This window comes from Janibacter sp. A1S7 (genome assembly GCF_037198315.1).
GTDB lineage: Bacteria > Actinomycetota > Actinomycetes > Actinomycetales > Dermatophilaceae > Janibacter > Janibacter alittae.
In genome coordinates this window covers 1,412,982-1,435,157 of record NZ_CP144913.1, presented here as the reverse complement: position 1 = coordinate 1,435,157, position 22,176 = coordinate 1,412,982, and the positions used below count along the sequence as shown (strand labels likewise).

General features: G+C 70.4%; 24 protein-coding genes. 10 read left to right on the top strand and 14 right to left on the bottom strand.

Annotated elements, in window-relative coordinates:
* Positions 1-12: 12 nt before the first annotated feature.
* From V1351_RS06860 to V1351_RS06845, 4 genes are all read right to left on the bottom strand, one after another.
* Positions 13-1,365 carry a class II 3-deoxy-7-phosphoheptulonate synthase gene (locus V1351_RS06860; protein ID WP_338752001.1) on the bottom strand — a complete coding sequence of 451 codons (1,353 nt, stop codon included), beginning with the start codon at positions 1,363-1,365 and terminating at the stop codon, positions 13-15.
* A gap of 63 nt (positions 1,366-1,428) precedes the next feature.
* Positions 1,429-2,127: a response regulator transcription factor gene (locus tag V1351_RS06855; protein ID WP_338751999.1), complete on the bottom strand. Its 699-nt coding sequence runs from the start codon at positions 2,125-2,127 to the stop codon at positions 1,429-1,431.
* Positions 2,124-3,323, bottom strand: coding sequence for a MacS family sensor histidine kinase (gene macS / locus V1351_RS06850; protein WP_338751998.1), 1,200 nt, complete (start codon positions 3,321-3,323; stop codon positions 2,124-2,126). The genes V1351_RS06855 and macS overlap by 4 nt, the downstream gene beginning before the upstream one ends.
* Positions 3,324-3,326: 3 nt before the next feature.
* Positions 3,327-4,139 carry a lysophospholipid acyltransferase family protein gene (locus tag V1351_RS06845; RefSeq protein ID WP_338751996.1) on the bottom strand — a complete coding sequence of 271 codons (813 nt, stop codon included), beginning with the start codon at positions 4,137-4,139 and terminating at the stop codon, positions 3,327-3,329.
* A 110-nt stretch (positions 4,140-4,249) separates the two neighbouring features.
* Between V1351_RS06845 and V1351_RS06840 the strand changes: the two genes are divergently transcribed.
* Entirely contained in the window at positions 4,250-4,861 is a 612-nt protein-coding gene (locus tag V1351_RS06840; RefSeq protein WP_338751994.1) for a hypothetical protein, read from the top strand.
* A gap of 42 nt (positions 4,862-4,903) precedes the next feature.
* Here V1351_RS06840 and V1351_RS06835 read toward each other — a convergent pair whose 3' ends face one another.
* From V1351_RS06835 to V1351_RS06810, 6 genes are read right to left on the bottom strand one after another with little or no spacing between them, the layout of a single operon-like run.
* Complete coding sequence (locus V1351_RS06835; protein WP_338751992.1) at positions 4,904-5,878, bottom strand: ROK family glucokinase; 975 nt, start codon at positions 5,876-5,878, stop codon at positions 4,904-4,906.
* Complete coding sequence (locus tag V1351_RS06830; protein WP_338751990.1) at positions 5,875-6,837, bottom strand: ROK family protein; 963 nt, start codon at positions 6,835-6,837, stop codon at positions 5,875-5,877. The genes V1351_RS06835 and V1351_RS06830 overlap by 4 nt, the downstream gene beginning before the upstream one ends.
* A 7-nt stretch (positions 6,838-6,844) precedes the next feature.
* Positions 6,845-7,156 carry a hypothetical protein gene (locus tag V1351_RS06825; protein ID WP_338751988.1) on the bottom strand — a complete coding sequence of 104 codons (312 nt, stop codon included), beginning with the start codon at positions 7,154-7,156 and terminating at the stop codon, positions 6,845-6,847.
* Positions 7,149-8,060: an ArsA family ATPase gene (locus V1351_RS06820; protein WP_338751986.1), complete on the bottom strand. Its 912-nt coding sequence runs from the start codon at positions 8,058-8,060 to the stop codon at positions 7,149-7,151. The genes V1351_RS06825 and V1351_RS06820 overlap by 8 nt, the downstream gene beginning before the upstream one ends.
* A gap of 7 nt (positions 8,061-8,067) precedes the next feature.
* Positions 8,068-8,514: an SRPBCC family protein gene (locus V1351_RS06815; RefSeq protein ID WP_338751985.1), complete on the bottom strand. Its 447-nt coding sequence runs from the start codon at positions 8,512-8,514 to the stop codon at positions 8,068-8,070.
* A gap of 10 nt (positions 8,515-8,524) precedes the next feature.
* Entirely contained in the window at positions 8,525-8,881 is a 357-nt protein-coding gene (locus V1351_RS06810) for a hypothetical protein (protein ID WP_338751983.1), read from the bottom strand.
* A 189-nt stretch (positions 8,882-9,070) separates the two neighbouring features.
* On the opposite strand from V1351_RS06810, the gene V1351_RS06805 reads away from it, so the two are divergent.
* Entirely contained in the window at positions 9,071-10,861 is a 1,791-nt protein-coding gene (locus V1351_RS06805) for an AMP-dependent synthetase/ligase (RefSeq protein ID WP_338751981.1), read from the top strand.
* 15 nt (positions 10,862-10,876) lie between these two features.
* Here the strand turns inward: V1351_RS06805 and V1351_RS06800 are convergent, their stop codons facing one another.
* Both V1351_RS06800 and V1351_RS06795 read right to left on the bottom strand, forming a co-directional pair.
* A complete protein-coding gene (locus V1351_RS06800; RefSeq protein ID WP_338751979.1) occupies positions 10,877-11,158 on the bottom strand; it encodes a hypothetical protein in 282 nt (93 codons plus the stop codon).
* An 83-nt stretch (positions 11,159-11,241) separates the two neighbouring features.
* Positions 11,242-12,279 (bottom strand): DUF2332 domain-containing protein, encoded by a 1,038-nt coding sequence (locus V1351_RS06795; RefSeq protein ID WP_338751977.1) that lies wholly within the window; start codon positions 12,277-12,279, stop codon positions 11,242-11,244.
* A gap of 67 nt (positions 12,280-12,346) precedes the next feature.
* On the opposite strand from V1351_RS06795, the gene V1351_RS06790 reads away from it, so the two are divergent.
* Entirely contained in the window at positions 12,347-14,038 is a 1,692-nt protein-coding gene (locus V1351_RS06790; protein ID WP_338751975.1) for a DEDD exonuclease domain-containing protein, read from the top strand.
* The gene (locus tag V1351_RS06785; protein ID WP_185989825.1) at positions 14,035-14,313 is read left to right on the top strand and encodes an Lrp/AsnC ligand binding domain-containing protein; all 279 of its coding nucleotides are present in this window, start codon (positions 14,035-14,037) and stop codon (positions 14,311-14,313) included. The genes V1351_RS06790 and V1351_RS06785 overlap by 4 nt, the downstream gene beginning before the upstream one ends.
* A gap of 80 nt (positions 14,314-14,393) precedes the next feature.
* On the opposite strand, the gene trpD is transcribed toward V1351_RS06785, so the two are convergent.
* Together trpD and V1351_RS06775 are read right to left on the bottom strand one after the other, a co-directional pair.
* The gene (gene trpD / locus V1351_RS06780) at positions 14,394-15,458 is read right to left on the bottom strand and encodes an anthranilate phosphoribosyltransferase (RefSeq protein WP_338751970.1); all 1,065 of its coding nucleotides are present in this window, start codon (positions 15,456-15,458) and stop codon (positions 14,394-14,396) included.
* On the bottom strand, positions 15,455-15,919 hold the full coding sequence (locus V1351_RS06775) for a hypothetical protein (protein ID WP_338751968.1): 465 nt from the start codon (positions 15,917-15,919) through the stop codon (positions 15,455-15,457). Before V1351_RS06775 ends, trpD begins: the two co-directional genes overlap by 4 nt.
* Before the next feature lie 147 nt (positions 15,920-16,066).
* On the opposite strand from V1351_RS06775, the gene V1351_RS06770 reads away from it, so the two are divergent.
* From V1351_RS06770 to V1351_RS06745, 6 genes are all read left to right on the top strand, one after another.
* Complete coding sequence (locus tag V1351_RS06770) at positions 16,067-16,672, top strand: cytochrome c oxidase subunit 3 (protein WP_338751966.1); 606 nt, start codon at positions 16,067-16,069, stop codon at positions 16,670-16,672.
* Between the two features lie 56 nt (positions 16,673-16,728).
* Positions 16,729-17,511, top strand: coding sequence for a c-type cytochrome (locus V1351_RS06765; protein ID WP_338751965.1), 783 nt, complete (start codon positions 16,729-16,731; stop codon positions 17,509-17,511).
* Positions 17,512-17,550: 39 nt separating this feature from the next.
* Positions 17,551-18,663 carry a ubiquinol-cytochrome c reductase iron-sulfur subunit gene (locus V1351_RS06760; protein WP_338751963.1) on the top strand — a complete coding sequence of 371 codons (1,113 nt, stop codon included), beginning with the start codon at positions 17,551-17,553 and terminating at the stop codon, positions 18,661-18,663.
* Positions 18,664-18,665: 2 nt separating this feature from the next.
* Positions 18,666-20,378 carry a cytochrome b gene (locus V1351_RS06755; protein WP_338751962.1) on the top strand — a complete coding sequence of 571 codons (1,713 nt, stop codon included), beginning with the start codon at positions 18,666-18,668 and terminating at the stop codon, positions 20,376-20,378.
* Positions 20,379-20,560: 182 nt separating this feature from the next.
* Positions 20,561-21,766, top strand: coding sequence for a multidrug effflux MFS transporter (locus V1351_RS06750; protein WP_338751961.1), 1,206 nt, complete (start codon positions 20,561-20,563; stop codon positions 21,764-21,766).
* 2 nt (positions 21,767-21,768) lie between these two features.
* Positions 21,769-22,149 carry a metallopeptidase family protein gene (locus V1351_RS06745; protein ID WP_338751960.1) on the top strand — a complete coding sequence of 127 codons (381 nt, stop codon included), beginning with the start codon at positions 21,769-21,771 and terminating at the stop codon, positions 22,147-22,149.
* Positions 22,150-22,176 lie beyond the last annotated feature (27 nt).

The window sequence follows — 22,176 nt, the reverse complement described above, 5'->3', positions numbered from 1 at the left end:
GGGCCGGAGGCCTCAGCGTCCGCCGAGCATCTCGGCGGTGAGGAAGGCCAGCTCCAGACTCTGCTGGTGGTTCAGCCGCGGGTCGCAGACGCTCTCGTAGCGCTTGTTCAGGTCCGTGTCGAGGATCCGCTCGGCACCACCGAGGCACTCGGTGACGTCGTTGCCGGTGAGCTCGATGTGCAGACCACCGGGGACCGTCCCCAACGACTGGTGCACCTCGAAGAATCCGCGGACCTCGTCGACGACGTGCTCGAAGTCGCGGGTCTTGAAGCCCGACGCCGACTCGAAGGTGTTGCCGTGCATCGGGTCGCAGATCCAGGTGACGATCGCGCCGGAGTCGCGCACCTTCTCGATGATCGGGGGCAGCGCCTGCCGGATCCTGTCGTGGCCCATCCGGGTGATGAAGGTCAGGCGGCCGGGCTCACGCTCCGGGTCGAGCAGGTCGATGATCCGCAGCAACTCGTCCGGGTCGGCCTTGTCGGAGACCTTCATCCCGATGGGGTTGCGGATCCGGCTGACGAAGTCCAAATGGGCGTGATCGATCTGCCGGGTGCGCTCGCCGACCCACAGGAAGTGCCCCGAGGTGTCGTAGAGGTCACCGGTGCGCGAGTCCACGCGCGTCATCGGACGCTCGTAGTCGAGCAGCAGCGCCTCGTGCGCGGACCAGAACTCGGTGGTCTTCATCGCATCGAAGTCGACGCCGCAGGCGGCCATGAAGCGCATCGCCTTGTCGATCTCACGGGCCAGGCCCTCGTAGCGACGGTTGGCGGCGTTGGAGACGAAGCCGACGTTCCAGTCGTGCACACGCCGCAGGTCGGCGAAGCCACCCTGGGTGAAGGCGCGCACGAGGTTCAGGGTGGAGGCGCTCGTGTGGTAGCCGTGGACGAGCCGCTGCGGGTCCGGGGTGCGCGACTGCTGTGTGAAGGCGAAGTCGTTGACCATGTCGCCGCGGTAGGCCGGCAGGGTCACGCCGTCGCGGGTCTCGGTGTTCTTGCTGCGCGGCTTGGCGAACTGACCGGCCATGCGGCCCATCTTCACCACCGGCATGCCGGCGCCGTAGGTGAGCACGGCCGACATCTGCAGGACCGTCTTGATGCGGTCGCGGATGTTGTCGGCGGTCGCGTGGACGAAGGTCTCCGCGCAGTCACCACCCTGGAGCACGAAGGCCTCACCGACCGACGCGGCCGCCATGCGGTCCCGCAGGTCGTCGCACTCGCCGGCGAAGACGAGGGGCGGCAGGGTGCCGAGCGTCGCGACCGCATCGTCGAGGGCAGCGCGGTCCGGCCACTCGGGCTGCTGGGCCGCCGGGAGGTCGGCGGGCAGCGAGGGGTCGGGGGAAGCGGAGGTCGGCACTGCAGTGGTCACGCCCCAAGGATAGGCATCCCGGCCGCTGCAGCGGACACCCGTCCACCCTGCGGCGCCCCGTGCTCACCCCGGCTGGTCGAGTCCACGGCTGATCGCGAAGCGCGTCAGCTCCACGCGGTTGTGCAGGTGGAGCTTGCCGAGGATGTTCTGCACGTGGTTCTGCACCGTCCGGTGGGAGAGGACGAGGTCGGCGGCGATCTCCCTGGCCGTCATCCCCATCGCGACGTACCGCAGGATCTCGACCTCCCGGTCGGTCAGCTCGGGGACGTCGGCGCGGTCGGATCGCCCGGTCTCCTCCGGGGCGTCCTGCGATGCGGCCTTGGCCCGGCTGCTCATCTCGCGGAACTCACCGAGCACCAGACCCGCCAGCCCGGGCGTGAAGACGGCCTCGCCGGCGCCGGTCGCGGTCACCGCAGCCAGGATCTCCCCCGGCGATGCGGACTTGACGAGGTACCCGCTGGCGCCGGCCTTGACCGCCGCCAGCACGTCCTTCTCCTCACCGCTGGCCGAGAGGATGAGCACCCGGGTCGGCAGGTCACCGATGGCGCGGCAGACCTCGTCACCGCGCAGCTGCGGGAGGTTGAGGTCGAGGACGAGGACCTCGGGCGTGGTCGCGCGGGTCCGATGCACCGCCGACGGCCCGTCGGAGGCGGTGCCGACGACGTCGAAGCCGGCTTCCTGCAGATCCCGCACGAGCGCGTCCCGCCACAGCGGGTGGTCGTCGGCGACGAGGACCGTCAGTGCGGTCGGGGCAGCGCTCATGACCAGGAGCCTGCCATGTGCTCGGCGGGCAGGGTGAGGGTCACCGTCGTCCCTCCACCGGCCGGGGAGCGCCAGCTCGCGTCCCCGCCGAGGTCGACCATCCGACCACGGATCGAAAGGCTGGCCCCCAACCGTCCCTCCGCCGCCGCCTCGACGAGTCGCTCGGGCGCGATCCCGGTGCCGTTGTCCCGGACGACGACCTCGAGCCCCTCGTCGTCGGCGTCCAGCAGCACCCATGCGCGCGCGCCGCTGCCGGCGTGCCGCTCGACGTTGTCCAGGGCGGCGACCACGGCCGCCTCGACCTCCTCCGCCGTCGGGGCCGGCAGAGGCACCTCGCCGGCGGGGAGGACGACCTCGACCCGGGCCGTCCGCAACCGGCTCAGGATCGCGGCGAGATCGGCGCACTCCGCCCGCGACGTGGTTGACGCGGTGGCTCCGGACCTCGCAGGGGGCACCGGCTCGAGCCGGGAGATCATCGTGCGCAGGGACCGCTCCTGGTCCGCTGCGAGCTCGGCGAGGTCCACCCCTTCGCCGCCCATGGCACGACCGCGGCGGTGGATCAGCGCGAGTGCCTGGAGGACGCCGTCGTGCACCTGGCGACCGATCCGCTCGCGCTCGGCCAGACGCTCGCTGGCGGCGATGGCCTGCTCGAGGCGCTGCTGGCTCTCCCGGGCCAGCTGCACCGCCAGACCGATCAGTGCGCCGACCAGGAGCAGCAGGACGATGTTGTGGTACGTCAGCTGGCTGGGCTCCACGGCCTGGATGATGTTGGCCACCGAGATCACGAGCGCGGCGAGGACTCCCCCGCGCATCCCGGCGAGCAGGGCCCCCGCTATCACCGGCGAGGCGGCCCACACACCCGGGACGGTGGAGATCCCGTCCGCGACCGAGGCGGAGTCGTACACGACGCTGGTGAGGAAGATGCCGACGCACGCGATGAGCAGCTCGATGCCGACGGCGAGCACGGTCGGCCGTGGTCGCAGCGGGGCGATGACCGACCAGGTGAGGGCGACGACGCCGAAGGCGAGGATCGGCCACCACAGGACGACGTGGTCACGGTGACCGACGACGAGGATCCCGGCGTAGGCGAGCGCGAGGAGACGGTAGACGGCCAGACCACGCCCGGCGGCGCTGTCGAAGAGCGGGGAGGGACGGTAGCGCCGCGGTGCTCCCCCGCCCCCCGGCTCGATGGTCATGGTCTAGAGCCCGTCCCGACTCTCGTCGGACCAGGGGTTGGCCTCGTCCTCGTCGCCGCCCAACGCCTCCTCCAGCTCCGGGACGGCGCGTCCCGGTCGTGCGGCCTCCTGCAGCTCACGGGCGCGTCGCTTTGCCCTGGTGAGCAGGCGCTCCTTCATCGACGTGGCGTACATGTCGACGTACTCCTGCTCGGACAGCTGCATCAGGTCGTACATGATCTCGTCGGTGATGGAGCGCAGCACGAAGCGGTCGCCCTCCATCCCCTCGTAGCGGGAGAAGTCGAGCGGCGTGCCGATCCTGATCCCGATCTGGCGGATGTTCGGGATGATCTGACCGGTGGGCTGGGCCTTGTCGGTGTCGATCATGGCGACGGGGATGACCGGCACACCGGCGGTCAGCGCCATCCGGGCGACACCGGTGCGGCCGCGGTAGAGGCGCGAGTCGGGCGAGCGAGTGCCCTCCGGGTAGAGACCCAGCAGGCCACCGCCCTCGAGGACCTTCAGCCCGGCGTTGAGGGCGGCCTCGCTCGCCCCACCACCGCTGCGGTCGATCGGCAGCTGGCCCACGCCACGGAAGAAGGCTGCCGTCAGCCGCCCCTTGACCCCCGTGCCGGTGAAGTAGTCGGCCTTCGCGAGGAAGGTCAGACGACGCTCCAGGGCCAGCGGGAGGAAGATCGAGTCCGAGAAGGACAGGTGGTTGCTGGCCAGGATGGCCGCCCCCTCGTCGGGGATGTGCTCCAAGCCCTCCACCCGCGGGCGGAACAACAGCTTGAGCAGTGGCCCGACGAAGACCATCTTGAGCATCCAATAGAACACCTGGTGCCTCCTCCTGATCGCACCGAACTCTACGACACGTCGGCCCGTGCTCACGCGTGCGAGACTGGGGGAAAGCGCAGCACGACGTCACGGATGGGGGGAAGAGGCGAATGGTCGAACGACAGCACCCCGAGGAGCGGGATGTGGACGCGATCTTCGAGTCCATCGTCGCCCGGTGGGACGAGACCCCGCAGGACGGGCCGGACACCGGCGCGTCGACGGTGACCGACGAATCGTCCGACCCCACTGTCGGGCCACCCCGCCGCCAGTCGACCGGTGACGTCCGGTTGCCTCCCCCTCCGGGGCGAAGGGGGCCGGCCCAGTCCACCGGCGACGTCGACGTCCCGATGCCCGGCCGGGCCGGCCGGCCGCGCGAGCCGGAGTTGCCCGAGCCGGTGCCGTGGCGCACCGACCCGACGAACTCCGTCGCGGACGCGCTGCTGGGCAACGACGACGGCTTCCTCGAGGACGCCGACGACGAGGAGGGTTTCACCCCGCCCCCACCGGCACCGCTCCCCCCGTGGGGCGACCGTCTCTTCTGGGGCGCGGTGGTCGGTCTCGTCCTCGGCCCGCTCGGGCTGGTGTGGCTCCTGCTCACCCGCTCGAACGGCTTCTGGTCGACGATGATCGTCATCGCGCTGATCCTCGGAGGCTTCGCCTGCCTCGTCCTGCGCCAGCCCACGGACCGCGGCTACGACCCCGACCACGGCGCCCGCGTCTGACGCCGGGAGGACGCCGGGGGCGCGGGTCGCCGAGCCGGAGGCTCAGACCCCGCCCTCGGCCCCCAGCGTCGCGGCACCGATGAGGCCTGCGTCGGGGCCGAAACGGGCGGTGACGATCCGCGCGGCCGGGCGGTAGCCGCGTCCGGCCAGCTGGCGGGCGAAGGTGTCGCGCGCAGGGCCCAGGAGCAGGTCCTCCGCAGCACTGACTCCCCCACCGACGACGAAGACCTCGGGGTCCAGGGCCGCCGCGAGGTCGGCGATACCGACCCCGAGCCAGTGGCCGATCTCGCCGAGCAGCTCGATGGCGGTCGCGTCGCCCTCCTTGGCCGCGTCGGTGATGCGCGGGCCGGTCAGGTCCTCCACGTCGCCGCCGACGTGGGCGATCAGGTCGGCCGCCATCGGGGAGTTGGCCATCGCCATCCCCCGTGCCTCGCGCACCAGGGCGTTGCCGGAGGAGTACTGCTCCCAGCAGCCGCGGTTGCCGCACTCGCAGCGCTGACCCCCGGGCACGACCTGCATGTGCCCGAACTCGCCGGCGATCCCGTAGCGACCACGCACCAGGTGGCCACCGACGAGGAGGGCACCGCCGATACCGGTGCCCAGGGTGATCATCACGGCATGGGTGGCCCCGCGCGCCGCGCCGAACCGGTACTCGGCCCACAGCGCGGCGTTGGCGTCGTTCTCGATGACGATCGGCAGGTCGATGCGCTGGCCGAGCGACTCGCGCAACGGCTCGTTGCGCCACGACAGGTGCGGCGCGAAGACGACGGTCGCCCGGTCGGCGGCCACGAAGCCGGCTGCGCCGACACCCACCGTGGCCGGTGGCTCGACCCCCGCCTCGTCCGCGAGTGCGAGCAGCTCCTCGAAGACCTCGACGATCGTGTCCTCGACGACGCGCGGCGCATTGGAGCGGTCCGGGGTGTCCCGGCGGGTGCGCACGAGGATCCGGCCGTCGTCGTCGAGGACGCCGCCGGAGACCTTGGTCCCTCCGATGTCGATGCCCACGCGCGAGCTCACGCGGCGATCTCCCGGGCCAGGGTAGCGGCACCGACGAGCCCCGCGTCGTTGCCGAGGGTGGCGGCCACGATGGTCGGCGACGGACGGTGACCGCGCCCGATGAGGTGGGCGGCGAAGGCATCCGTGGTCGGGCCGATCAGGAGGGCGCCGGTGTCGGCGACGCCCCCGCCGACGACCACGATGGCCGGGTCGACGACCGCGCACACCGAGGCCAGCCCCTCACCCAGACGGGTCCCGAGCCGGGTGAAGAGGGCGACCGCACCCTCGTCCCCGTCGCGGGCCAGCTCGGTCACGTCCTGGCCGGTGAGCGCTTCGGGGGCGCCGCCGCAGCGCTCACGAAGGCCGGCCCCCTTCGCATCGCCGGACGCGATGAGCTCTCTGGCGTACCGCTCCAGGGCGGTGCCGGAGGCGTAGACCTCGAGGCAACCGTCGTTGCCACAGCCGCAGCGGGGTCCGTTGGGGTCGATGGTGATGTGCCCGATCTCGCCGCCGATGCCGAAGGCCCCCCGCAGGAGCCGGTCGTCGATGATGCACCCCCCGCCGACACCGGTGCCGACGGTGGCCAGGAGCATGTCCTCGCAGTCGGTGCCGGCACCGAAGCGGTACTCGCCCCAAGCGGCCGCGTTGGCGTCGTTCTCGAGGACGACGTCGTGACCGGTGCGCTGGCGGATCTGCGCGGCGACGTCGAGGTCGCGCAGGGGCAGGTTGGGCGAGAACCACAGCCGACCGGCGCGGCCGTCGACCATCCCCGCGCAGGCCATCCCGATGCCCGTCACGTCGCCGCCGGACGCGGCCACGAGGGTGGTGACCATCTCAGCGGTGGTGTCGAGGATCTGCTTCGTGCCGACACCGGGCGTCGGCAGCTGCTCGCGGTGGGTGATCCGTCCGTGGGGGTCGACGAGCGCCCCCGCGATCTTGGTGCCGCCGATGTCGATCCCGACTGCTGGTGCCTGGCTCATTGCTGCATCACGCCTCACTTGCGGGGTCGATGGCCGTGGCGGCGTCGTCGTCGTGCACGGTGATCCGCACCCCCGGCGAACGCTGTTGCTCGTGGAAGGGTGGATCGCCGAAGTCGACCCCGAGCGCGTCCGCGACCGTCTCGCTGCCGAACGTGGCACGGGTGAGTGCCTCTGCGAGCATGCTCGCCCCGGCGATCGCCCGACGAGCGGTGGCGCCGTCGACCCGGCGCAGGTCCTCGCCCAGCCCGTCGAGGTCGACCTCCGAGAGGACCCGCAGGAGCTGGACGACCACGTCCTGGGGCTGCGAGTTGTCATCCACGGGGCCACACCCTCTCATCAGGAGTCATGGTGAGCGTGAGCACGCCCGCGGCCACACCGGCGCGACCGATGTCGCACCGGCGTAGAACCGACGGCAACAGCACCCGACGCGTGCGTCCGGCACAGCCGAGGACGAGTTCGTCGTCGTGGCGCACCAGGTCGAGGTCGGCGGCCCGCACTCCCGGCAGGCCGATGTGCAGCAACCACTCCTCGCCGCGCCGCTCGAGGGACGGGAGATCCTCGGTCGGTGATGCCGGGAGGTGCTCCACGCCGGAGCCACCGCCGGGGTGGACGGCGGTGAGCGTGCGGCCCATGAGCGCCAGCAGTACCTCTGCGTCGGCGCGGCGGGCCGCCCCGACGGGCCCGTCCGGCGGCGCGAGGTGCACGGCGGTCACCTCGGGGTCGGCGAGCGCGGCATCGAGGCGCTCCAGCAAATCCGCGCCCTCGCGCAGGGCAGTGAGGACGGGTGGCTCCGGTGCGGGCAGGTTGCCCACGCCCTCTGGCGCGACGAGTACCTCCCAGCGGGCGACGACCGGTACGAAGGCCGCGAAGGCACGGGCCACCCGCTGCGGCAGGTCGAGCAGGCGGGCCACCTCGATGTCGACCGTGGCGACGATCCCGTGGTCGTCGACCTCGGCCTGGTCGAGCGAGCGCGCCAGACGCAGGAGCGTCGCCAGCTCCGCGGGCAGCAACCGGCCGACGAGGTCGGCGACGACGGGCGCAGGCAGGTCCAGAGCGGCGAGCAGGCGGTCCAGGTAGTGCGCGATGGCCTCGAGCACGGGGTCGGAGCCCTCTGCGGCGGCCCGGTGGCTGCGGACGGCCGGGCGAAGGGGGATGCTTGCGGCGACGCGGTCCGTCACCGTGGCGGCATGCTCGCCCCCACCGACGACGAGATGTGCACGCACGGGCCGATCAGACCTCGGCGCGCTTCTTGAGGTCGCGCAGGGCGGAGTCCACGATGACCTTCTCCGCCTTGCGCTTGAGCATGCCCAGCATCGGCACCTTGATGTCGACGGTCAGGTCGTAGACGACCTCCGTCCCACCGTCCGGAGTGGAGGTGAGGGTGTAGGAACCGTCCATCGCCTTGAGCACGGAGGCCTCGATCAGACTCCACGAGACCTCACCCTGGCCGTCCTCCTCGACGTCCCAGAGGTACTTGAGGGTGTAGGTGTCCTTGATGGGGCCGGCGTCGAGGGTGAACTGCGCCTGGTCGGGCCACCCGTCACCGTCCTCGGTGAGGATCTCCACGGCCGTGAACTCCGTGATCCACTCCGGGTAGGCCTCGAGGTCGGCGATGATGTCGAGGACGTCTCCTGCGGCTGCGTCGACGACGATGCTGGAGCGGGTGCTGTCGGCCATGGCGGGAAGACTATCGCGTACGACCCTCGAGCCGGTCCTTGATCCCGTGGATCCCACTCTTCCACCGACGACGGTGGCGCGCCTCCCACCGACGGGACGCGGACTGCCGCTCCCCGTGGACGAAGTGGTGGACGATCGTGCCGCCCGGCACCTCCTCCAACCAGATCTCCGCCCGCCCGGCGACCTCGCCGCGGGTCCACCAGCGCACCCCCTTCGCACCCCGGTCCTGCGCGACCTCGAGCCGCAGACCCGGCCAGAGCCGGTCGAGCACGCCCGGCTCCTCCAGTTCCGCCCGGACCGTCAGCGGCTCGGCGCGCACGAAGGTCTCGTCGACGACGTCGACGACCGGAGTGCTCCTGACGCGCACGGCAGCTCCTTCGTCTGGTGGGTGACCGATGGGCACCGACCAGTGTGACGGGCCGCGCGGACGACAGCCACATATGGCCCTCGTCACCGCCAGCGCCCCCGAGCCGGTGCTCGGCGCGGCGGTAGGCTCGCTCACGATCCCGAACAACCCTGGGCACGGTTGGCCCGGACGGCGAACGAAGGAGAACTCGTGAACGACAGCGCGATGCCTCGACTCATCGAGGGCGACCCCACCGACTCCTTGGCGGACCTGCCGGGACGGAACGCGGCGAAGGAACCGCAGCGGGTTTCCTTCACCATCAAGGAGCAGGGTACGTGGCGTGATGTGACCGCCGCACAGTTCAACCATGACGTCCGCGGCCTCGCCAAGGGCCTGATCGCCGCCGGGCTCGAGCCCGGCGACCGTCTGGCCATCATGGCCCGCACCCGCTACGAGTGGACCCTGCTGGACTTCGCGACGTGGACCGCCGGTGGCGTTCCCGTGCCGGTCTACGAGACGAGCTCAGTCGAGCAGGTCGAGTGGATCGTCAAGGACTCCGGCACGCGCTTCATCGTCGTCGAGACGGCCAAGCACGAGGACGTGGCCGCGGAGGCGCGCGGCCACCTCGACGGCGTCGACGAGCTGTGGGTCATCGACAAGGGTGACCTGGACCAGCTCGTCGAGGCCGGCTCGACGATCAGCGACGAGGACCTCGAGGCCCGGATCGCCGGACGGCAGCGCGACTCCGTCGCGACGATCATCTACACCTCCGGAACGACCGGTCGCCCCAAGGGATGCGAGCTGACGCACGACAACTTCCTCGGCCTCGCGGAGAACGCCATCGCCAAGCTCGGCGACGTGCTCAACAAGGACGACGCGTCCACGCTGCTCTTCCTGCCGCTCGCCCACGTCTTCGCCCGCTTCATCGAGGTGCTGGCCGTTGCGGCGAACCGTCGCATGGGCCACAGCGCCGACATCGCCAACATCCTCGACGACTTCCAGTCCTTCAGGCCCACCTTCATCCTCGCCGTGCCGCGCGTGTTCGAGAAGATCTTCAACAAGGCCAACGAGCAGGCGACCGCAGACGGCAAGGGCACGATCTTCGCCAAGGCCGCCGAGACCGCCATCGCGTGGTCCGAGGGTCAGGACAGCGGCTCGGTCCCGCTGAAGGTCAAGGTCCTGCACCGTGTCTTCGACACGCTCGTCTACAGCAAGCTGCGCGCGAAGATGGGCAACAAGGTCGAGTACGCGGTCTCCGGTGGCGCGCCGCTCGGGACCCGACTGGGGCACTTCTTCCGTGGCATCGGCGTGACGATCCTCGAGGGCTACGGCCTGACCGAGACCACTGCCCCGGCGACGGTCAACATCCCGGAGAAGGTCAAGATCGGTACCGTCGGCCCACCGCTGCCGGGCGTGACCATCCGGGTCGCCGACGACGGCGAAATCATGATCAAGGGTCTGAACGTCCTGCGTGGCTATCACGACAACGAGGAGGCCACCCTCGAGGCGCTCAAGGACGGCTGGTTCCACACCGGAGACCTGGGCGAGCTGGACGAGGACGGCTACCTGAAGATCACCGGACGCAAGAAGGAGATCCTCGTGACCGCGGGCGGCAAGAACGTCGCTCCGGCCGTGCTCGAGGACCGGCTCAAGGCGCACCCGATCATCAGCCAGTGCCTCGTCGTCGGTGACGGCAAGCCGTTCATCGCCGCGCTGGTCACCCTCGACGAGGAGATGCTGCCCGGCTGGGCCGACAACCACGGCCTGGGTTCCCTCACCGTCGAGCAGGCACGGACCAACGAGACGGTGCTCGCCGAGATCCAGGGCGCGGTCGACGAGGCGAACAAGGCCGTGTCCAAGGCCGAGTCGATCCGCAAGTTCACCGTCCTCGACGAGGACTTCACCGAGGAGAACGGCACCCTCACCCCGTCGATGAAGCTCAAGCGCAACGTCATCATGCGCGACTACGTCGAAGCGGTGGACAGCCTCTACGGCAGCTGACCCGGGCCGCTCAGGTCACCCCGCGCGGTCGGCCGCCCCGCCCACCTCCTCGTAGCTCAACCAGGGCTCGCGCCGTGCGCGGGCCCTGGTTGCGTCCTCGGCACTGACCAGTCCGCTGGCGACGAGCCGCGAGACGACCTCACGCTCACGACGGTCCAGCGGCAGGTCCGACACACTCGGGTCCTCGAGGGCCACCGGCGAGCGCAGGGCGCTCACCATGCACTCGGCACACCCGACGTCCTGCACCGGACACGTGGCGCAGTCGATCGTCAGGGACGTTCCTGCTCGACGGCTCATGTCCGTCACCTCCTCCTGGTCACCGGGTCGATCCCGGCAGGAGAAACGCTAGGAGCGGCCACCGACAACGCCCCGCGCACGGCTCAGCACCAGTCGAGCCGCCGTCCGTGGCCGTGCGCCCAGGCGAGCGCCTGCCCGTCCAGGGCGAGGCAGAAACCGGAGCCGACCGGCTCGCACCTCGCCGTCCCGCTGACCGCGGGCAGCACCTCCATCCCCTCGTTGCTGATCCAGTGGGCCGCTCCTCCGTCGGCGCGTACCCGCTCGAGTGCCTCGGTGACCACCTGCGGCCACGCCTGTCGTCCCCCTTCGTCGAGGTAGGCGATGACCGCGGTGTGGAAGACGACGACCGTCGCTCCCGGAGCGGCGGCCCGTGCCCGCTCGATCGCCTCGTCGAGGGAGGTGAGCAGGTCACCGGCGATCACGTCGACCGCCACGTCGGCGACCTGGTCGCACGCCGCTGCCAGGCGTTGCCGCCGGTCCTCGTGCTCCGGCCACACGAGCGTCTCGAGCCACGCGGCGGTGTCGTCGACCGACAGGTCGAGCGGGTTGAGGTCGACGCCCCCGCGGTGGACCACCTCGGGCAGCGAAGGGGGGATCGGCACCGGCCCGGTCACCGTGCAGTCCAGGACGACCGGCGACGCTCCCCCGGGCGGGTCGATGCGGGCGGACTCCCCTCCCCCGTCGTGCAGGTAGCGGTAGGACCACCGGTCCGGGTGGAGGCACAGGCCCGCACTCGCGCCGACCTCGACGAGGGCCAGCGGTCCCGGCAGGCCGGCCAGGACCGGCAGGAGCGTCGCGGAGCGGCCGACCTCGTTCGTCTGGGTCGCGCGGGTGAGGATCGTCTCGCGGACCCGGGGCCACATCGCGAGCAGGATGTCGCGCAACCCGCCGTCGTCCTCGTAGTGGGAGGGCGTGGCCGCGCCGTGCCACCGCGCCGCGGCGAAGACGAGGTTGGGCTGACGCTTGGCCACCGGCAGCTCGCCCAGCAGGGCGAGCACCTCGGGGTCCTGCGCCACCCCGCAGGCCCATCGTACGAAGGTGGGCGACTCCCCCTTCGCCTCGTGGTCGGCGAAGTGGCCGTAGAAGGCGGCGACATCGCCGAGCTCGTCCATCGTGCGCATGCGCCTCAGACTGTCACGCCGGAGCGCCTGACGGACGTTGTCGGTGCGCCCGCCTACCGTCAGGTCCATGGCGGTCGTGCAGGACAGGTTGGACGATCTCGGCACCCCGTTGGCCGAGGTCACCTTCGTCGTCGTCGACCTCGAGACCACGGGTGGGTCGGTGCGGGACTGCGGCATCACCGAGATCGGCGCGGTCAAGGTGCGCGGCGGCGAGGTCCTCGGCGAGCTGCAGACCTTCGTCAACCCCGGCGAGCCGATCCCTGCCTTCATCCAGTCGCTGACCGGCATCACCGATGCCATGGTCCGAGATGCCCCGCGCACCGGGACGGCCGTGGCCGGCTTCCTCGAGTTCGCGAAGGGGGCGGTGCTGGTGGCGCACAACGCCGGCTTCGACATCGGCTTCCTCAAGGCGGCGTGCGCCGCCCACGACCTGCGCTGGCCCGGACCACAGGTGGTCGACACGGTTCGGCTCGCCCGTCAGGTCGTCAGCCGCGACGAGGTGGCCAACCACAAGCTGGGCACCCTTGCCCGCCACTTCGGGGCCGCGACCACACCCGACCACCGTGCCCTGCACGACGCCAGGGCCACCGTCGACGTCCTGCACGGGCTCATCGGTCGCCTCGGCTCGGTCGGCGTGGACACCCTGGAGGAGCTGGGGTCGTACTCCTCGAAGGTCAGCGACGCCCAACGCCGCAAGCGCCACCTCGCCGACGGCCTGCCGCAGGCCCCGGGGGTCTACGTCTTCGTCGACGAGCGCGGTGAGCCCCTCTACGTGGGAACCTCCGTGGACATCCGCACGCGGGTGCGCAGCTACTTCACCGCCTCGGAGCAGCGCCGTCGGATGGGCGAGATGGTCCGGCTGGCCGTCCGGGTGACCCCGATCGTGTGCGCGACCACCCTCGAGGCGCAGGTACGCGAGCTGCGGCTGATCGCCGAGCACAAGCCGCGCTACAACCGCCGCTCGCGTCATCCCGAGCGGGCCTGGTGGCTCAAGCTCACCGACGAGCCCTTCCCCCGGGTGTCGATCGTGCGCTCGGTGGGCGCGGACGACCTCGCCTACGCCGGCCCCTTCGGGTCCAGGGGCAGCGCCGAGGAGGCGGCGGCCGCCCTGCACGACGCCGTGCCGCTGCGCCAGTGCCTGACCAGGATCTCCCCGCGTCGACCGACATCCGCCTGCGTCCTGGCGGAGATGGGGCGCTGCGCGGCGCCGTGCACCGGCGCCGTGACCGTGGACGAGTACGCCGAGACCGTCGCCGACGCGGCCCGGGTGCTCGTCGGAGACTCCCGGGCCGCTGTCACCGCGGTGCGTCAGCGGATGCGACTGCTGTCCGAGGGCGAGCGATTCGAGGAGGCCGCCGCCCTGCGCGACCGGCTCGCCTCGCTCGTGCGGGCCACCTCCCGCACCCAGCGCGCGGCCCCCGTGCGCGAGGCGGTCGAGATCGTCGCCGCACGGCGCGCTCCGCGCGGTGGCTGGGACCTGGTGTGCGTGCGGCACGGCCGCCTGGCCGGCAGCACCCACTCGCCCACGGGAGCCGACCCGATGCCCTACGTCGCCGCCCTGCAGGCCAGCGCCGAGGTCGTCCCGGCGCCCACGGGCCCGGGGACCAGCGCGCTGCCGGCCGAGACCGAGCTCGTCCTGCGTTGGCTCGAGACCGAGGGCACCCGCCTGGTGCACATCGACGGCGAGTGGACGTGCCCCGTCGGGGGCGCCGCCGCTGCCCACCAGCAGCTCGCCCCTGCTCTAGGGTGGGCCTCGTGATCACCGCAATCGTGCTCATCCATGCAGAGGTCGACCGCATCCCCGAGGTCGCCCAGACCATCGCTGATCTCGAAGGTGTCAGCGAGGTCTACTCGGTCGCCGGGGACGCCGACCTGATCGCCATGGTCAGGGTCACCCGCCACGAGGACCTCAACGAGGTCATCGCCGGCCGGCTGAACAAGGTCGAGGGCATCGTCGACACCTCGACGCACATCGCCTTCCGCGCCTACAGCCACCACGATCTCGACGCAGCTTTCAACATCGGCCTGGAGTGACCTCCAGCGGGCGACGGAGTCTGGTGGCCCGGGGGCGGCCCCAACCCCGGCCCCGCGCGTGAGTGAGGTCCTGACGACCGCTAGTCGGTCGCCTGGTCCTGGGCGGTGGCTGCCACCCAGCGGGCCAGTAGGTCTGCGGCGCGGCCGGAGTCGAGGACCGTCTCGATCGTGTCCATGCCCGTCCGGATCGCGGCGATCGGGTCGGCGGGGACACCCGGGCCGGCCTGGGCCAGGGCCACGGCAGCGCCGGCGTTGAGCACGACGGCGTCACGCACCGGCCCCCGCTCCCCGGCGAGGAGTCGGCGGGCGACCTCGGCGTTCTGCTGGGCATCGCCGCCCCGTAGGGAGTGCAACGGGCTGCGGGCCAGGCCCAGCTGCTCGGGGGTGATGTGCACCTCGGTGACCGCACCGTCGGCCACCCACCACACGTGTGAGCCATCAGCGACCGTGAGCTCGTCGAGCCCGTCGTCGCCACGGAAGACGAGGGCGTGCGTCCCCCGCTGGGCGAAGACGCCGGCCATGAGCGGCGCGACCCGCTCGTCGGCGACGCCCACGACCGAGAAGGTCGGGCGGGCCGGGTTGGTCATCGGGCCGAGGACGTTCAGTGCCGTGCCGATCCCGAGGTCACGCCGCGGGATGGCGGTGTGCCGGAAGGAGGGGTGGAAGGCCTGCGCGAAGCAGAACGTGATGCCGGCCTGCTCCGCGATCCCGGCCACGGACTCCGTCGGCAGCGACAGCGTGACCCCGAGCGCCTCGAGGACGTCGGCCGACCCCGACTTCGAGGATGCCGCGCGGTTGCCGTGCTTGACCACACGCACCCCGGTGGCGGCGATCGCGATCGAGGACATCGTCGAGATGTTGACCGTACCGGCCATGTCACCACCCGTGCCCACGATGTCGAGCGTCGGCCCGGACACCGTGATCGGCCTCGCGTGCTCGAGCATGACATCGGCCAGCGCACGCAGCTCGGTGACGGTCTCCCCCTTCGCCCGCAGCGCGACGAGGAAGCCGGCGATCTGGGTGGGGGCGGCATCGCCGGACATGATCTGCCGCATCGCCCAGGAGGTCTCGGCGGCGCTGAGATCTCCCCCGGAGAGGAGGCTGGTGAGCAGGTGGGGCCAGGTGTGGGTGGCCGCCTCGGTCATCGCCGGGCCACGCCCCGCGCGAGGTCGGCCACCGCGTCGGCGACCGCGATCGGGTCCAGCGGGTGCGGGACCGACCCCTCGGCCATCGACCACGTCGCCAGCCACCCGTCCTGTGGGCGACCGGTGAGCACGAGCACCGGAGGGCTGTTGTAGACCTCGAGCTTCAGCTGGCGGCACAGGCCGAGCCCGCCGACCTTGGCAGCCTCGCCGTCGAGGACGAGGAGATCGACGCCCCCCTCCTCCACGGCGGAGAAGACGGCGGCGGCGGTCGCGCACTCGAGCCACGACTCCACCTCGACGTCGCGGGCGGGGCGACGACCCACGGCTGCACGCACGGCGTCACGCGTGGTGATGTTGTCGCTGTACAGCAGGACTCGCACGGCGGTCGGGGCGACCTTCGAAGCCTCGGGGCTGACGCCCGCCGCGGGCCGGGAACTGGTCGACTGAGGGGTACCGGTCATGTCCGGATCCTAGCGTTTGCAGGGGTGACGGGACTCGCGGAGGGGGGTGGCGCACATCCGGTGGACAAGGGGGACATAATGGGGCGCGTGGCCACTGCAACTTCTCTGCCTTCAGACACGTCCGGGCACCAGATCACGGACCCACTCATGGGCCCCGTGAGCCGACCGAACATGGCTTCCGTCGGCACGATCGTCTGGCTCTCCAGCGAGCTGATGTTCTTCGCCGGGCTGTTCGCCATCTTCTTCACGGTCCGGTCGATGCGACCCGACCTGTGGGAGCACAACATCGCGATCCTCGACGTGCCCTACGCCGCGGCCAACACCCTGATCCTCGTGATCTCCTCGGTGTGGTGCCAGTTGGGTGTCCTCAAGGCCGAGCACGGCCAGAAGTCGCGCACCGGGTCCCTGCTCAACGTCGCCGGCTGGGGCATGCGTGAGTTCTACGTCCTCACCTACATCTTCGGCGCCGTCTTCGTCTCCGGCCAGATCATGGAGTACGCCACCCTCGTGTCCGAGGGCGTCAACATCGCCACCGACGCCTGGGCGTCGATCTTCTTCCTGACCACGGGTCTGCACGGCATCCACGTCACCGGCGGGCTCATCGCCTTCCTGCTGATCATCGGCCGCACGTACACCACCCGCGGCTACAGCCAGGCGCAGCAGACCGGCGCCATCGTCACCTCCTACTACTGGCACTTCGTCGACGTCGTGTGGATCGCACTCTTCGCCGCCATCTACCTCCTCGGAGCCTGATCCGGATGCGCCGCCGCACGCCCAGCACCCGCCGACACCGCACGACAGGACTGTCCATGCCGAAGCTCTCTCGCCGTCACCCTGCGGCGATCGCCCTGCTGCTCATGCTGGGCCTCCTGGTCACCGGCACGGCCTACTCGGCCGTCGCCCCGAAGGACGCCGGGGCCAGCGTGGCCGCGGCCGACAACGTCGAGCAGGGCAAGAAGCTCTTCACCGCCAACTGCGCCAACTGCCACGGCACCAACGGTCTGGGCATCGAGGGCGCCGGCCCGAGCCTGGCCGGTGTCGGCGCTGCCTCGGTCGACTTCCAGATGGGCACCGGCCGCATGCCGATGGCCGCTCCGGACGTGCAGGCCCCGGGCAACATCCGGGTGAAGTTCTCCGACGAGGAGATCGCTGACATCGGCGCCTACGTGGCCACCCTCGGTGCCGGCCCGGCCGTTCCGCCGGAGGAGTACACCGACGGCGCGAAGGGGGACCCGGGCAAGGGTGGCGAGATCTTCCGCGTCAACTGCGCCATGTGCCACTCCAGCGCCGGCGTCGGCGGTGCGCTGACCCGCGGCAAGGATGCGCCGCCGGTCATCGGTGTCTCCGGCAAGCACATCTACGAGGCGATGGTCACCGGGCCGCAGAGCATGCCGGTCTTCAACGACACGAACCTCGACCCCGAGGACAAGCGCGACGTGATCGCCTACATCGAGGCCATGGAGGACGCCGGCAGCCCCGGAGGCAACCCCCTCGGCGGCTACGGCCCCGTCCCCGAGGGACTCTTCGCCTGGACCATCGGTCTCGGCCTCCTGGTCGCCGCAGCCGTCTGGCTCGGCCAGAAGTCCGCCTGACCCCCTGACAACTCGCCACACAGACAGGATCCACGACAGATGAGTGAGCACACCCCGACAGGGGCGCAGCCGGAGGAGCCCAGCGGCTCCGAGCCAGTGCGCCTCGACCAGGGCCACGTGCAGGGCACCGGTGGTGTCCCGGAGCAGTTCAGCAACCCCGGCCTCCCTCCGCACGTGCTGCGCAACGCCGACCTCGACGAGAAGGCCGCCAAGCGCGCCGAGCGTCAGGTGGCGCTGCTCTTCCTCGTGTCCATCCTCGGGACGGTGCTGTTCATCGTCGCCTACCTTCTCGTCGACACCGGAACCCAGGTCTGGGTGCCGATCACCAACGAGATGAGCCTGTCCAACCTCCTGCTGGGTCTCGGTCTCTCGCTGAGCCTGCTGGGTATCGGTCTGGGTGCGGTCCACTGGGCCAAGACGCTCATGCCCGACACCGAGGTCGTCGAGATGCGTCACCCGATGCGGTCGAAGGACGATGACCGTCAGGACTTCGTCGACACGATGCTCGAGGGCGGTGAGTCCTCGCAGCTGACCCGTCGCCCGCTGCTCAAGGCGACCTTCGGCGGCGCCATGGGCCTGTTCGCCCTGCCGCTGCTCGTCCAGCTCGTCGGCTCCCTGGGGCCGCTTCCCCGCAACGACCTCTCCGTCACGTACTGGGACAAGAGCGAGAACGGCAGGTCCAACCAGCTGCGTCTGATGCGCGATCCGGAGAACACCCCGATCAAGCCCTCCGATGTCACGATCGGCTCGGTCTTCCACATCCAGCCGGAGGGTCTGCTGGATCTGCACGAGGGCAAGCTGGAGCAGATGAGCAAGGCCTCCGTGCTCCTGATGCGCCTGAACCCGAACGACTTCCAGGAGACCGAGGAGGGGCAGAAGGCCCGATCCTGGGGTCACGAGGGAATCGTCGCCTACTCCAAGGTGTGCACCCACGTCGGCTGCCCCGTCGGCCTCTACGAGCAGACGACGCACCACCTGCTCTGCCCGTGTCACCAGTCCACCTTCGACGTCACCAACGACTGCGAGATCATCTTCGGCCCGGCCGGGCACCCACTGCCCCAGCTGAAGATCACCGTAGACAGCCAGGGTTACCTCATCGCTGACCAGCCCTTCCAGGAACCGGTCGGCCCGAGCTTCTGGGAGCGTGGTTGATCATGACCAGCACTGCTCGTCCCGCCGACGGCCTGCGTGCGGATGACGCACCGGCCCCGGCGCCCACCTCGGCCGGGATGAAGAAGGTCGGCGGCGTCGCCGGGTGGATCGATGACCGGACCGGCGCCGCCAAGGGCGTCGGGTACCTGATGAAGAAGGTCTTCCCGGACCACTGGTCCTTCATGCTCGGTGAGATCGCCATGTACTCGATGATCGTGTGCCTGCTCACCGGCGTCTTCCTGACCTTCTGGTTCGACCCGTCGATGGTCCACACCACCTACGAGGGCAGTTACGTCCCGATGCAGGGCGTGGAGATGTCGCGGGCCTACGCCTCGACGCTGAACATCTCGTTCGACGTCAAGGGTGGCCTGCTCATCCGCCAGATCCACCACTGGTCGGCGCTGCTGTTCATCGTCGCGCTGTCGGTGCACATGCTCCGCGTGTTCTTCACCGGTGCCTTCCGCAAGCCGCGTGAGATCAACTGGGTCATCGGCTGCGTGCTCTCCCTGCTGGCTCTCGTGGAGGGCTTTGCCGGCTACTCCCTTCCGGACGACCTCCTCTCGGGTACGGGTCTGCGCGCCGCGCAGGGCTTCATGGTGGCTGCGCCCGTCATCGGCAGCTACCTCAGTTACGCGCTGTTCGGCGGTACCTTCCCGGGCCTGGACATCATCCCGCGGTTGTACTCGATCCACATCCTGCTGCTGCCGGCCCTGCTCATCGGGCTGTTCACGGTGCACATCGTTCTCGTGGCCCTGCAGAAGCACACCCAGTACCCCGGCCCGGGCAAGACGAACGACAACGTCGTCGGCTTCCCCGTCATGCCGGTGTACGCAGCCAAGGCCGGTGGATTCTTCTTCATCGTCTTCGGCGGCATCGCGCTGATCTCCTCGCTGATCCAGATCAACGCGGTCTGGGTGCACGGCCCGTACGTGCCCAACGCCACGACCGCCGGCGCCCAGCCCGACTGGTACATGGGCTTCCCCGACGGGGCCCTGCGCCTGCTGCCGGGCTTCCTCGAGTTCGAGACCTTCGGGTTCACCTGGGCCTTCCCGGTCATCATCGGGGCCCTGCTGGTCATCCCGGCCTTCTACGGTGGCATGATCGCCTACCCGTTCATCGAGGCCTGGGTCACCGGTGACAAGCGCGAGCACCACCTGCTCGACCGCCCGCGCAATGCCCCGACCCGTACCGGTCTGGGCATGGCCGCACTGACGCTCTACGGCGTCCTCATGTTCGCCGCGAGCAACGACATCATGGCAATCAAGTTCGGGATGTCGATCAACGACATCACCTGGACGCTTCGCGTGCTGACCTTCCTCGGGCCGGTCATCGCCTTCTGGGCGACCCGCCGCCTGTGCCTGAGCCTGCAGCGCCACGAGAAGGACCTGGTCCTCCACGGCCGCGAGACCGGTCGGATCGAGCGAAGCGCCGACGGCGAGTTCCACGAGGTCCACGAGCCGCTCGACCCGTACACGCGGTGGACGCTCGTCCAGCACGAGGGCACTCCCCCGCTGGAGCTCGAGCCGGCCGTCGACGAGAACGGCGTCGAGAACAAGAAGGGTGCCCGCAAGAACAAGTTGCGTGCCAAGCTGCATGACTTCTACTTCGGTGGGGCAGTCGAGCCGGCCACCCCGGCGGAGCTCGAGGGCGCACACCACGAACACGGTCACGAGCAGATCGAGGCAAGCGAGGACGACAGGGTCTCCGCCCACTGACCGCGGTCGGCAATCGAGGCGGGCCCCGGATGAGTTCCTCCGGGGCCCGCCTCGTCGTACTCGAGGTCGGTGCGACCCACCCGACGGTCGCGTCAGGCGCGACGGTGCGAGGATGTCCGAGAATGACGTCTCCTTCCGCTTCCCGACGCCCGGCTGGGACGGTTCGTCCTGCCTCCCTGGCCGTGACGACGGTCCTCCTGGCGCTCCTTGGCATGTTCGGCCCCTTCTCCATCGACACCCCCTTTCCCGCGTTCGCGGCCATGGGTGAGCAGTTCGGGGTGTCCGACGCGGCGATGCAGCTGGTCGTGAGCGCCTACTTGGCCTCGTTCGCCGCCATGTGCCTCTTCCACGGTCCGATCAGCGACGCGGTGGGGCGCAAACCGGTGATGGTCATCGGCGCCGCGATCTACGCACTCGCGTCGATCGGATGCGCCCTCTCGACCTCACTGGAGGTACTCCTGGTCTTCCGGGTCCTGCAGGGCATGTCCGCCGGTGCGGGGACGATCGTCTCCCGCACCGTGGTCCGGGACCTGTTCGAGGGAGCGCGGGCCCAGCAGCTGATGAGCGTGGTCGCCATGATCTTCGCCCTCGGCCCGGCGATCGCCCCGATCATGGGCGGCTGGTTGTTGCTCCTCGGTCCGTGGCCGCTGATCTTCTGGTTCCTCACCCTCTTCGGTGCCGTCATCGCGATCGCGGTGCTCGCCCTTCTGCCCGAGAGCCACCCGCCCGAGAACCGCACTCCCCTGCGGGTTCGTTCCATCCTCTCCAGCGTCGTCGACGTCAGCCGCGTGCGCAGCTTCCAGGTGCTCGCCGCCGCCCAGGCCTTCTCCTTCGCGGGGCAGTTCCTCTACATCGCAGCAGCGCCCATCTTCGTGGTCTCGCTGCTGGGCAAGGGCCCGCAGGACTTCTGGGTCTTCTTCGTCCCGATGGTCGGGGGCATGGTGCTCGGATCCTTCACCAATGCCCGGCTTGCCGGACGAATCAGCGGTCATGTGCTCATCACGGGTGGGCAGTGCGTTGCCATCACCGGTGCCGTGGCCGGCATGTTCTTTGCCTTCGGTCCGGGTGCGGCCACGCTGCCGTGGGCGGTGGTGGGCCCGACGGCCATCGCCTTCGGGACCGGTATCGCCCTGCCGGTCTACCAGCTGACCCTGCTGGACGCGGTCCCCCACGCGCGCGGGACGGCCGCCTCGGTCTCCACCTTCGCCATGCTCATCCTCAATGCCGTGCTGGCGAGCGTCATCGCCCCGGTTGCCGCATCATCGCTCGGGCGTCTGGCCGCGACGAGCCTGGCACTGCTGGTTCTGGGGATCGCCCTCTTCCACCTCCATCGTGCCGGGGTGCGCAGGGGGTCCCGCACCCATACGTGTCAGCCGGAGGTGTCCTGACGATGCAGATCAGTGAAGAGGACTTCGAGTCGGCGGTTCGTGCGGCCCTCGACGAGGTCCCGTCCGAGTTGCTCGACATGCTCGACAACGTGGCGTTCTTCGTCGAGGACGAACCCGGTCCCGAGTACGCCGATCCGGCCTTCTCCACCGAGGAGAACGCCGAGCTCCTGGGGATCTACGTCGGAACACCCCTGACCGACCGCGACGGCGGCTGGGCCGCGGGCGCCCTCCCGGACAGGATCGTGCTCTTCCGAGGCCCCCTGTCACGCATGTGCGCCGACATCGATGAGCTGCGTGAGGAGATCACCATCACGATCGTCCACGAGGCAGGTCACCACGTCGGCATCGACGAGCAGCGCCTCCACGACCTCGGCTGGGCCTGACCCGGGGGAGGTACCCGAGGTGCCGCT